This window comes from Chitinophaga vietnamensis (assembly GCF_902167635.1).
Taxonomy (GTDB): domain Bacteria; phylum Bacteroidota; class Bacteroidia; order Chitinophagales; family Chitinophagaceae; genus Chitinophaga; species Chitinophaga vietnamensis.
This window is the reverse complement of the sequence record NZ_CABHMS010000002.1, coordinates 964,818-977,888: the sequence shown is the minus strand read 5'-3', so window position 1 is coordinate 977,888 and position 13,071 is coordinate 964,818. Positions and strand designations below refer to the sequence as shown.

General features: G+C 53.4%; 5 protein-coding genes. All 5 read right to left on the bottom strand.

Going from position 1 to position 13,071, the window contains the following annotated elements; translation table 11 throughout:
• Nucleotides 1–15 precede the first annotated feature (15 nt).
• Genes FPG75_RS08020 through FPG75_RS08000 form a run of 5 tightly spaced genes read right to left on the bottom strand, consistent with a single transcriptional unit; the run spans nucleotide 16 to nucleotide 13,064 of the window.
• Entirely contained in the window at nucleotides 16–354 is a 339-nt protein-coding gene (locus tag FPG75_RS08020) for a T9SS type A sorting domain-containing protein (protein ID WP_161596724.1), read from the bottom strand.
• Between the two features lie 5 nt (nucleotides 355–359).
• Nucleotides 360–9,302, bottom strand: coding sequence for an Ig-like domain-containing protein (locus FPG75_RS08015; protein ID WP_161596723.1), 8,943 nt, complete (start codon nucleotides 9,300–9,302; stop codon nucleotides 360–362).
• Between the two features lie 26 nt (nucleotides 9,303–9,328).
• Nucleotides 9,329–10,633, bottom strand: a complete 1,305-nt coding sequence (locus tag FPG75_RS08010; protein WP_143306238.1) for a DUF4302 domain-containing protein — start codon at nucleotides 10,631–10,633, stop codon at nucleotides 9,329–9,331.
• A gap of 10 nt (nucleotides 10,634–10,643) precedes the next feature.
• The gene (locus FPG75_RS08005) at nucleotides 10,644–11,543 is read right to left on the bottom strand and encodes a zinc-binding metallopeptidase (RefSeq protein ID WP_143306237.1); all 900 of its coding nucleotides are present in this window, start codon (nucleotides 11,541–11,543) and stop codon (nucleotides 10,644–10,646) included.
• 51 nt (nucleotides 11,544–11,594) lie between these two features.
• Complete coding sequence (locus tag FPG75_RS08000) at nucleotides 11,595–13,064, bottom strand: RagB/SusD family nutrient uptake outer membrane protein (RefSeq protein WP_143306236.1); 1,470 nt, start codon at nucleotides 13,062–13,064, stop codon at nucleotides 11,595–11,597.
• Nucleotides 13,065–13,071 lie beyond the last annotated feature (7 nt).

Here is a 13,071-nt window from a genome sequence, read left to right as displayed (position 1 = left end):
TGCTGGTTGACAGGATTATTGTTTGATGATCATCTTCGAGGCACGGGTGCCATCTTCAAAGACGATCCGCAGGATGTAGGCCCCGTGCGGCAATTCGGGCACGGGCAACAGGCTGTTGTTACCACTCCTGCCCTGTTGTTTTACAAGGCGCCCTTCGGCAGAAAAGATGGCCATCTCTTTGATGAGCTTCACCGTTTCTACCTTCAGCGCGGTGGCTACCGGGTTCGGATATACGTAGATCCGCTGGCGGTTCAGCAGGCTGTCAATCCCTTGCCGGGGGCAGTGTGCGGCTGCACGGGCCGAAGCCACGTGCAGCATTACACCTGCGGTTATTATCAAGAGAAAATGTTTCATATCACTTATCGTATAAGGTTGATCACTCCTTTCTTTTCCACGGTACTGCCATCTTTGAGGGTGAGGTGACATACATAGATGTACACGCCGGAAGGCAGCGCCTTGCCTTTGTAAGTGCCATCCCATCCTCTTTGCTGGTTGTTGGACTCGAACACTTTTTCGCCCCACTGGTCGAAGATGGCGATATGCATTTGCTGGATGATGTAGCCATATACCAGCAGCACATCGTTTTTGCCATCGTTGTTAGGAGTGAAGGTGTTCGGGATGTAGATACCATCCGGCAGCGTCTTTCCTTCTGCCGGGTCGGATATTTTATCTTCGCAGCCTTTGGCTTTTACAAGCAGCTTCACGCTCTGTACAGGTTGCAGGCCGGTCACTACGTGTTCGAGGCCTTCCCTTCCGCCGGATGGCGCAGTCCAGTTCAAACCGCCGTCTATGGATACTTCGTATCCGGTGGCATTAGGTACCGGCGACCATTTGAAGCGGATGAGGTTCACGCCTGTACTGTCTACCGTTACCACTGGTTTCACCAGCACCGGCAGCACATGCACCAGGGCTTTGGCGCGGGCAGGGCCCGGACAGCCATGCGTGATGGCTTCCACATAATAAGTGCCGCTGGCAGTGATCGCGGAAATCGTATAGTCGTTACCGGTATGAAGCAGGTTGCCGCCGTTGGCAGCGTCGTACCAGTTGTACAGCACGCCGGGCTGCGGGTCTTTTACGGTGAACGTTACATCGGTGCCGTTACATACGGTCATGGAATCTTTCACCAGCGCGGCGGTAGCAGGGTCGTACACTTCTACAGGCTTGGTGGTATCACCGATACAGCCTTCGGCCGCTACGATGCCCAGTTTCACATTGTGTATGCCCGGACGGTGGAACGTTTTCACAGTATCTTTGGCGCTGCTGTAAGTGGTGTCGGAGAAGTCCCAACGCCAGCTGTTGATGCCAGCGCCATTGCTGGTGGTGGCGCTGCCTTTGAAGGTAGCCTGGTCGTTAAGACAGCCGCTGTAGCTCACGGTGTAGTCCACCACCGGCGCCGGGATCACTTTCACCGGCAGGATGCTCTCAAAGGAGTTACTGCAACTTTCAATATCCGGATGCGTGATCTGGATGGGCACATAGTACATGCCCGGTTTGGCGAAAATGTAATCGGCCTTCAGCTCAAAGCGGTAGTAGGTACGTCCGTTCACCACCACAGAATCCACTGGCACAGGGTTGTTCTGCAACACATCTGTTCTGGGTGCGAGGTCGGCCACTTCGCTGAACTTCCAGGTCAGCGTAACAGGTTTCACCTGTATCATCAGGGAGAAACGGAAAGGCGTTTTGGCACAAGTGTAGGTGTTGACGCTGCCGGTGGTGTTCAACACGTTGTTGAACGAAGGCAGGATGTTGAGGTTCTTCACGAGCGTGCCCGCGTTGTAACCATAACTTTCCACGCTGCCAAGGCCATAGGTAGTGGCGGTAAAGGCAGAATCGCAGGTAACATTACACTGTGCCCTGGAAGCAGACCATCTCTTCACTACAATCGTATATCCGTTTGCGTTAGGATGCGGATAGGTGTAGTCGAAGGTATTGCTGCCATCGATCATCAGGGAGCTTACGCCGCCGGTAGGCACGATCAGGGTGAGATAGTTGATCGTGATCGCTTCCAGCGTAGTGCGGTACAGTCCTACTGATTTGACGCCCTGCTCTATCGGGCTGAGGTAGATCATTTCAGGATCGCCCAAACCATTGGTGCCGGGGCAATCACCCTCGGAAGACATGAACTGCGCCACCATCACCGGTGCATCAGATTCGATCACATCGCCGGTATTGCTTTCAAATTGATAGAAGCGGTTGTTGATCAAGCCGGTCAATGCCGTACCATTCTTTTTCACTGGTACCGTAGGATCTTTTACCAGCACGCGGTAAATATTCGTCATCAGGCTGTTGGCCGCAGTACTGTTGGAAGTGGGCGCGGTGAGGTATTTGCGGCCCCAGGCCTGCGACGGGAAGTTCTGCTGGATCGCATTATCGCCGGAGCTACCCAAACTGCCGCCGCAACCTAATGCGGTACGGCTGCTGCCGCTGAACACCGCCATGGGATAGCATTTGCCGGCATCGTTGAGCACGGCGCGGACATGGCTGCCGGAGATATCATAGCCTTCATTGCCATCGGGCTGCATAGCGCCGAGCACCTGGTACACCTCTCCTTTGTTAAGGGTAACGGTGAAAGGCACATTGGCAGGCTTGCCGCCGAGCGTAGGCACAGAAGGCGTGATCTCTACTTTCGTATCATCATAATCTGCCACTACATAGAACCAGGAATAGCAATTGTTGGAACCATAGTACTGGCGTGATCCCAAGGTACTATAGTCGTAACCGTAGGTACCTACCGGCAGCAGCATGGTGGCGCCGGAAGAGGCGCTGCCATAGATGTGCGTATAGGCCACGATGGGCACGTCACTTTCAATGCTGATACCCTTATCTGATAATCCTTCTTCGGTCAAACGGGCATCGTTCAAACCGGTCTTCGGTATGATCTCGGTGGTAATGGTAGTATGCGCCGGGATATGATAAATCCTCTCCCAGGTAGTACCATTGATACGCACCGTTACATTGGCAGAATCCTGTGCATTGAGGTACAGCACCATTTGTTGCGAGTTGTCCTGCGCAAAGAACTGGTGGTGGCCATAACCCACCCAGAAGCGCGTGCCACGGTTGGAACTGTCGGAAGGTTGCAACAGCTGCCTGCTGCTATCGCCGCCATTGAGGCCGGTGAATTTGTAGAGATAATGCAGGGTGCTGTCGGTGATCACATTGGCGATCTCATTCACCTTGCTGGTAGAGTCAACATGCCAGGTGTTCAGGCTGTCGGTCCTGCCCAGGCGGATATCACGCTGACGTTTGATATAACCCTGCCAGGAATCCACATAGAATTGCTGGATGTTAAAATTATAAATTGCGGAAGATGGCGTAGCGTCCACATCTACATAGAAGTACATGAAATCGGCGCCAGTGGCCAGGTTCGGCGGTTTCACGCCGGAGTAGCGCCTTACCTTGATATCGGAAGGCACGGTAGTACCGGGGTTCCAGGTGATCTTGCTCACGGTATCCGTACCGAACATGAACCGCTGCGTTACGCCAGGGGCAGGCGTTGCCGGGAAGGCAGGCAGCACAGGCGGCACGGAGCTGGGCAGGAACTCATAGGCGCCCATATCCGGTACGCCGGCTTTCAGCGTGGTAGGACGGCTGTCGCCATTGAGGTCTTTGTCGTTCCCTTCTATCTGCACGCCACGGCCATGGATCGCCCAAACATCCGGTGCGGCAATATCGGGGTGCAGGTCGTTAGCGCTCACGAATGCCGGTTTGTACACGATGGAATTAATATCCAGCGTATCGGCATTGCGATAATCCTGCAAGGTGGCGAAATTGCCCGCCGGTCCTGCATTCTGGCTTACCAACACCGTCCCTTTGGTATAGAGGGTGTTGTAATCGCTCTTCAGATAATCCGGCATGGCAATGTACATCGCACGGCCGCTGGTATCTGACGCGAAGATGTTATTCTTGATCTTGATATTACCATAACCAGAATAGGTATGCGAGAAATAAGCCGCATAGTTATTGCCGGTGCTGGTAGCGCTGTTGAGCACACTGTTGTTGTAGTAATTGATATTGTTACTGCTTTCACTGTACAGGCCGTATGCATTGTTGCCAGTGGTTTGTACGCTGATCACGTTATTCACTACGGCTGCAAAGGATACCTGGTAGAGATGCAGGCCATACACGTTTCCTGTGAGGCCGCCTCTCAGGTATATTTCATTTCCGTTGGCCACGCCTTTCTGGCCTTGCGCGCCAACATAGTAGAGATAGATACCTTCTACTTTTGAAGCGGTATTGCCGGCCTTCACTTTGTTACGTGTAACCGTAAACAGCGAATCACAATTAGACAGATAGATACCATATGCCGAAGTGGCGAGGTTGCCAGACAGCGAGATGCTGTTCTTGTTCAGGAACGGACGGGTTGCATAATAGGCGTAGATACCATAATCATGCGGACCCGTGATGGTATTGCTATCCAGCGCCATTGCGCGTACCGACTGGCTATAGGAACCGCTCATATAGATACCATTGGTACCATTGAGGATGGTATTGCCTTTCACCACGTTTTTCACGCCGGTTAACGTAGACGCATATACGCCGCTCATGTTCGTGCCTGTTCTCAGGGTAACTGGCATCTTCACGGTACAATTGATCACGCTGTCGTAAGAAGCGCCTTTGTTGAACACCACGCCGCTAGCATAAATGGTATCCAGCGGCTGGAAGGTGATGGTTCTCCAGCTAATATAGTCTGCGCTGTCGAGCAACAGTACATAGTTAGCGGCTGAAGATCCTTTCCAGGCCAGCGTTACCGCCGACGCCGTATCTGCGGCGCTACGGAAAGTAACGCGGCTGGTATCGGAAGCGCCAGGAATGTGGTGCATGGTAACCTGTTCATTGTAGGTGCCATTGGCCGCCAGGAAGGTAACGGCGCCGGCGATGCCGCATTCCAGTTTGGCCACCGCACTGGCGAACGACTGGAAGTTGGTGGTGCTGGCGGGCAGCGCAGGATTGATGGTGTAGGTACCTGCCAGCAGCGGCGGGTTCTGGTTGGCCATTACTACCGTAGAATAGGCAGTATCAGTGCCGCCGCAGATCACCATGCAGCGGTAGTATTTCTTCGCGCCCAGCTCTGTATAGAAGAGGCTTACATACTGCGCCTCGCTGGCATTGTCCCATGGGCCGCTGGCGCTGGCTGCACGTTGCCAGGTATAGGTTTGTGTGCCGCCTTTGCTATTGCCGCTGAGGTCCAGCGTAATCTGTGAGCCCATGCACACCGACGTATTCGGGCTCACGGTGGCGGTACCCGGGATCACGGGTTTGGTACAATTGGGGATGTCCACTTCATAAGCGCCCATATCCGGTGTGGTAGCGCTTCTCGTGACACCCAGTATATCTTTCGCCACACCTGCGGGATGACCGGTATTATCCAGCGGAGAGATCACCGGAGCGTAGTTGCCATTGGCAGGATCTGCAAACACCGGCTCTACAGCGATGGAATTGCTATCCAGTTTGGTAGCAGCGCGCCAGTCGGCCAGGGTGATGGAGTTGATACCCAAACGGCCCGTGTAAGCCCTGTTACTGCTGCTCTTCACGAAGATATCGTTATAATCAGAGAGGATGGTGCTGTTGGTAGACAAGGAGAGACCGACACGATCTCCGCCACCAGCCCTGGTCACCGCCACGATGTTATCGTAGAAAGTGATACCACCCACATTACCGGATTGCAGGAAGCCGGAAGTAGTGCTGTTGGAAGTATTCTTGCTATCATCCAGCACGATCGTATTATGCGCATACTGCACATTGGCCGAGCTATAGTTGCTGAAACCATAGATATAAGACGCGCTGCGGATATCGTAAACGATGTTATTAAATACGCGCGCAGGCGCTGCGGCAGTAGCGCTGGCATAGGAGAACTCCAGTGCGTAAGTGCTGGAAGTGCTGCTCAGATGCCCGCCATAGAGATTATGGATGCGGTTATTGCTTACCGTGATGCCATCGCCTTTTCCTCCTATCTCTATCGCATAGAGATAATAGCTTTCATTGTTACGGGTGGGGCGTGAAATATCGTTATGATCTATCACAGTGTTTACCGTACTGTTCAGGTCAATACCATCTGCATAGAAATCCAGCACCTTGTTATTGAGGATGCTGTTGCCGGTAGCAGGACTATTACCATCCGCGTAAATAACGATGCCATAATAACCACCGGTGATGCTGTTGCCACGGAACACGTTGCCATCGCAGAGATTGGCGGTGGAAGTAGTGGCGCTGCCATCTCCCCCGTTCACCACGATACCATTGTAATCTGAATAAGAGCTGGTAGCATCGGTGAGAATGTTACACCTGCTGATGGTATTGCTGTCGGCATTATTCCAGAGTTGTACGCCATAGCCGTAGGCGCCGCCGGTAGCGTTGATGGTGAGGCTGTCGAAGGTAACATGATCTGCGCTTCTCAGCTTGATCACGGCTCTTTCATTGCCATCGGAAGGTGCAAACTTGATCGTATTGCCGTTACCGTTAAAGGTGATGGTATTGATCGCAGAAGCGCCCGCAATAGAATCGAGGGTCAGCTGTTCCAGGTAAGGGCCGGAGCCAGGTACTACGTTGAATACCACAGGCCCTGCGATACCGCACTCCATGGCCGCCTTGGCAGCATTGAAGCTCACGAAGTTGGCGCCGCCGGTAGGCTGTGCCTTGTTGATAGTATAGGTACCACCCGGGAAAGCCGGCGTTACGGTAAGCAATACCGGCGCTGAATAGGCCGTATTGCCGCTACAGGTTACTGCCACGCGGTAATAGCGTGTAGCCGTAGCCGTTATTGCGGTATCCGGGTTGGTGAGCACGCCGCCGATATTGGCATAAGTGCCGGTAGCTGTAGCGGACCATTGCCATTGATAGGTTTGTCCGAGGCCAATGCTGTTGTCCGACAGCGTCAGCGCCACTTTCCGGTTCACGCACACCGGCGTGATGTTTACATGCGCATTGCCGGGCGTAGGCGGCGTTACACAAGGACCAGGCGTAAATTCATAGGCGCCGATATCCGGCGTGGTAGCGCTGCGCGCGGCATTGTTGATATCTGTAGTGATACCTACCGGCGTGCCTTTATTGTCGATAGAGGCATTGGCTGGCTGGTAATTGCCGGTAGCCACGCTTACAAACAAGGGATTGGAGGCTACCGAATTGGTATCCTGCTGCGCCGCCGTCTGGAAGTCGAGCAAACTGGGCCTGTTGGCGTTATAGTAACCGGCATAGTTGCTGCCAGTGGCAGATGCAACATACAGGTCATTGAAATTAGAGTGGATGGTGCTGGTAGTAGTGCCCAGGTAGATGGCATACTTAGCGCCGCCACCATCGCGGGTTACTGCGATCAGGTTATTCAGGAACTCAATACCGTCTGCTTTCGTGGTTTGATAAAAACCACGCGCAGTATAGGCTGTAGAACTGCTGCCCACCCCGTCTATCGCGATAGTATTGTGATAATACCAAACGTTGTCGGAGCTGGAATTGTAGATACCATAAACATCTCCCTTACCTGTAAAATTATAGATGAGGTTATTGCTCACCACATTCTCCAGCTGCGACAAAGCGCGCGTACTGCTGAAATAGATGCCATATGCAGCGCTGGTACTGTTAGGACTGCCACCGAAAGGATTGAAGATCCTGTTGCGGGTGATATTTGCCTTGGTACTCAGACTGGTAAAATAGATACCATAGAAAGTACTGACGCTGGCCCTCGTAGGTCTGCTGATGAGGTTATTTTCCAGGAGGGCATTGAAGGAACCATTTATATAGATACCATAGTTGTAGAAGTTGGTAATGCTGTTGTTGATGATCTTGTTATTACCATTGGCAAAGTTGATACTGCCTGCCATCACCACGCCATAGTAGCCGCCATTGATGGTATTGCCATCGAAGGTGTTGAAATCGCACTTGGCATCGCCGGTGCTGGTGGGCGAAGTGGTAGAGCTGCTGATCACAACACCGGCATAGTTGGTAGCGGTAGAAGTGGAATCGAGCAGTATCTTACAATTAACGATGTTGTTATAATCTGCATCGTTGATGAGATGCACGCCCCATCCATAGCCGCTGCTACCGGTACCCAGCGGTTTGATCACCAGGTTTTTGAAAGTGAAGTAGTCACCATCATCTATTTTAATTACAGCGCGGTTGGTGGACGTACAGTTGAACATCAACGTATCACCGTTACCGTTAAAGGTAATGGTGTTGGTAGCGGAGGCGCCCGGAACTGGCTGGAGCGCCAGCTGTTCGTTATATGGCCCGCTGCCCGCCACTACATTGAATGTAACGGCGCCGTTGATACCACATTTGATATAACTATAGGCGTCGTTGAAAGATTTGAAGTTGGTACCGCCCGTAGGTTGCGCCCTGTTGATGGTAAAGGTACCGGAGATCAGGGCCGGCGATGTGACGGACACACTGTTGGAAAAGGCCGATGCGCCGGAGGTACCACAGGTGACCTTACAACGGTAGTAAGAAGTAACGCTTTGCGTACTGGTAAGCACATTGGCCGTATCGTTGGGCATATTGGTCCAGTTGACATTGTCGGTGGAGCGTTGCCATTGATACGACAATGCCGAGGCCACCGTAGTGCCGCTGAGCGTGACCGTAAAAGGTGCATTGAGGCACACGGTGGTCATGTTAGCAGTTGCGGTGCCGGCAGTGGGCATGCCGGTACAGGGCGCGGCAGCGGTCCACACCAGTATCATATTGGGCCGGGTGGTCATGCTGCCGTAGTTGGTGGTACTGGTGGTGCCGCAGAGGTTATCCTGGTTATCTGCGCGGTAGGTATGGGATGCATTGAACGAAAGGCCGGTGGTATAAGGCACTTCGGCGTTATACGTATAGTAGTCGCCGTTAGTAGAGTTGGGTGAGCCGTCACACACTTCTACTACGAGGTTATCTGTCCCGTTCCAGAAGAAGGGAGTAGAGAACGTGAAGGAGTTGTTACCGGCTTTGAGGCCGTAGTCTACGGGCCCAAACACGTTGGTGGCGCCACTCAGCCAGGAGTTGGCATCCAGTGTGGTGGCGGTGGTGCTGCCAATTTTGATGGCGTATTGTTCGAGCGTATCGGCGCCATTGAGGTTCTTGACGAAGAACCTGATGCCGCTGATCACGCCGGTGTTCATACCGGCGGCTCTGAGTTCGGAAGCCAGGATCAGGTACTGTGCCCGGTTTCCTTCGTAGTAATCCTGTAAGGGACAAGGATAACTGGTGGAGCTGTTGCCCGAGGTGTCGTTCCCTATCCTGATATCCGATTGTGCCGATAGCCGGCCTACCAGCATCAGTAACAGGCTGGCGAGCCAGGCGCTTTTTAACAGAACAGAAAAAGTATAATTTCTCATGTGCATTGATTTTGGGATGTCAATCGTCAGCGTTGCCAGGATATCCATGCCTTGCCATCTCTGGCGCTGACCATATCGTATTTGTTGGCGGCGGTCTGTATGATGAAGAAGCCTTGCTTATCGGCCATGCGTGCCTGTGAACGCAGCACTGGCGCGAGATCGGCAGGGAGGCTGTCGCCATAAAGACCAATATCATTGAACACGACGCGGCCGTCGGTGGTGAAAGTGGGCGCCGTATAGCCGGGACCGTAGTATACCTGGGCGCTCTCTCCTCCGTACTTCAGTACAAAGCCCAGCATATCAAAGTCGATGTTAGGCCCGTATGTTCTGGGCCAGTAGGTGATCCCGGCAAAATGCGGCAGGCGTTGAATGCCGTAGCCATCGTCCACACCGTTCACATGGAAGCCTGTGAACGAAAACCAGTATGCCTGTTGTGCGAGCGCCGTCTGGTACCATCGCTTTGCGGCATTTACATCAATGGCTACGGGGTATACTGTTTCAGCGATCACGGCGCGAATACCGTTCACGCTACAGTCCAGCTGTCCTTTGTTCCAGCGTATCTGGCTGATGGCGCGCAGGATATTGTTGCTGCTGTCGTCGAAGGCGGGCGACAGCCCTATACCGCCGGGCGTATAGTAGTAACCGGTAGTTACGGACCTGGCTTTGCCGCTAACCACCCAGGTGAAGTTGACCTGGTGCAGGGCGGTGTTCACGCGCACATCGTAACGGTTGTTGGCGGTTACCAGCTTCTTGAAATAGGTGAGCATCGTGTGTATGCTGTCGATGTCACGGCTGATGCGGTGTTGCAGATAGCTGTCGCGCTCTTCTGCCGAAGCCTTTACCAGCAAGGCTTTGCTGTTATGCAGGCGACCGCTGAGGGCGAGGGTATCGCCATAGAGGCCATCGATCGCGAACTCAAAATCAGAGCCCAGCCCTACCCCATCCTGGCCGCCGTTATGGCTGCCGTCAGGGTCGCAGAGCACATGGATGTAAGAGTAAGTATCGAAGATGAGGCAGGGCTGTTGCAGGGCTTTCAGCCGCCAGCTGCTCTCCCGCAACGTTTGCAGCGATGCGGCATCGAAATCGGACAACATCTGCACGCGGTTCGAATCATTGAAACGGAGATAGAACCCGAACACGCTGTTCGGCGCGCCGGCGGGATATATCAAGGCTTTCCAGCCATAGGGCGCGCCCGTGAGCAGGTCCTGGTATTTGTGCAAAGTGTCGTTGAGACGCTCGTCCGGCGATTTTATAAACACCGCGTCCGTCTCCTTTTTGCAGGCATACACCATCATCAATAACAGTATTAAACAGCAGCGTATCTTTTTCATACCGGCAGTTTTAATAAAGCAGCTGATCAATTGCTTTCCTGGTACGGCTTTGCAGATGATAAAAATCGATATGCCATACGGTCTGGAAATAGCTCGCTACCATCGCTTCCTTTTTGCGCAGGCGCGCCTGTGCTTCGGCCTGCGGCACGCCATTGTCGCTCATACCCGGTGGAATACTATTCACGATGCGGTCAAAGCCAGCCTTTCCTTCTACCAACATCACGGCAATCATCTCCACAAAATCTTCATCATAGCCGCTCATGGAATAGGCGCTTACAAATCCGTCGCGGCGGGCGGCTGCATCGGAAATATTGTTCCAGTTGGCGGTGTACAAGCCGGCGCATATCTGTTTGTATTCTACCGGGTACATCACGGTCTGGTGCAGGATATGTCCGAACTCATGTTCGATCACACGGAACTGCTGTTTCACGATGGCAGAGTCTTTCGGTTCATAACCGGGCATTCCTTTGGTGAGGAAATCGTTGACCAGATACAGCACCACTTTACGGCCGCCTTCTGCCGTGCCCAGGGTGATGCTGCCATCCGGGTTCCAGCTTGCGCTGCCGGAGAGAATGAAAAATTTGGGACAGTATTTCCGGAAGAAAAGCGGCCCTGCCTCCGCGATATAGGTGTTCGCCCACACCTGGCGGATGGCTGTCATCACAGGTATTACCTGTTCTTCTTTCGGCGGCACCAGCGTCTTGTTCAGCTGAAACTCGAACTGGTCCCACTTGTATTTTACGGCGATGTTAAAAGGGACGGTAAGGGAATCATATAACCATTTATCCAGCGGACTGCTCACCCAGGTGTCGCCACCCAGTCCGGGAATATCATCCACCCTGTCTATGCCCGACTGCTTGCTGCAGGCCAGCAGGCAACATAGCGGGATGAGTAATAAAAATGATCTCATAATGCGTTGTTTAGATTTTTATATTTGGTTGACATGTCTGCAAATGCTGTCCTACCGCGGGTTTGGCGCTATGCCCGACATAGCCGCTGATGCCGGTATCTGGAACACCCGGTGCGGATCGTCGGCCTTCAGCTGGTATACGTTGCCGTCTGCGGTGCGATGCGTTACCGGCGCCTTGTAACGCATGATATCAAACCAGCGCATTCCCTCCTGCACATATTCCGCCCGCTTGAAATCGAGCACCGTTTGCAGCAGCCCGGCTTTCACATCGCTAATGCCATAGTAGTTGCGGATGCTTTGCAGCGTAATCGTGTGTACGTTGGCGTTATAGTTACGGATACGTTTGCTTGCGAAGAGGTTCAGGTCACGTAGCACTTCGTCGGCATGCAACAGGTAAGCGTTGGCTTCGGCGCGGTTGAAGAGCACTTCTTCGGTGGTGAACACCGGCACCATCACAAAGGCCTGCCCGATGGTGGCGTTCACAGAAGATTTCACGAAATACTCCGTCAGCTTCGGCACCAGGTAATCCTGCGAGCCGTAGTAATATACCGGGTAGCACCAAAGGCCGCCGGTAACGTTGTGGCGCAGGATCTGTACCTGGTGGGCATAGTCCATATCAAAGCGATAGCGGCCTACATAGCGGCCGTACTGCGAGGGTGTTTCCACCAGCAGCAGGTTGGCATCTTCCGAAGCGTTGGCATAGGTATCGAACAACTGTGCGGGCGACATGGAGCTGTAGCGCGTATTCCAGGGGCGCATATGAGCGGCCACGTCGTTGTTGGGAAAAGCGAGATCGGCATAGGCGCTCACTTTCAGATAATCTTTTTTATAGAGATAGAAACGCGTGGCGAAAGCACAGGCGGCGCTTCTGTTGAAATGATAATGAGGCACCGCATAAGCGTCGTCGTTGATGAGCGGCAGGCCTTCGAGCAGGTCGTGTTCTATCTTGTCGTATACATAGGCCACTGTTTTGCGGTCGTATTGTTTCACCACTACCGTTTCGGGTTCGGTCACATAAGGGATGCCGGGATCGGTGGCGGCGGTAGCGGAATCGTATGATCTTGAAAAGAGGTTTACCAGCATAAAATGTGCATATGCCCGGGCTACGAGCGCTTCGCCGCGCTGAGGGCGATAGCTGGCGGAGTCGGGCTTGTTGCAGGCTTTCAGAGCCTGGTTGGCAGCGGCAATGGCGGCATAGGCAGCTTTCCAGTATGCCTCCGGCGAATCGTCGAGGATGGAGGCGATGTCATTAAACGTATAGGCGTCGGCGTTAGCACGGTCGATGATGCCGATGCCTTTATCGGCCACGTTGTCGGTCATGGCCTCGCACATGGCGATGTAGTTGGCCTGCGGGTAGGCGGTGCCCAGCAATTTAGATACTTTGGCAGGCGTGTTGAGATCGGTCCAGGTGCTGTCCGGCGCCTGTTCGAGGTATTTGCGGCAGGCGCCCAGCAATACCGCGACCGTCAGCAGCAGGGCCGCCATACGTATATACGTGATCGTTATAGTGCGCTGTTTCATATCGGTT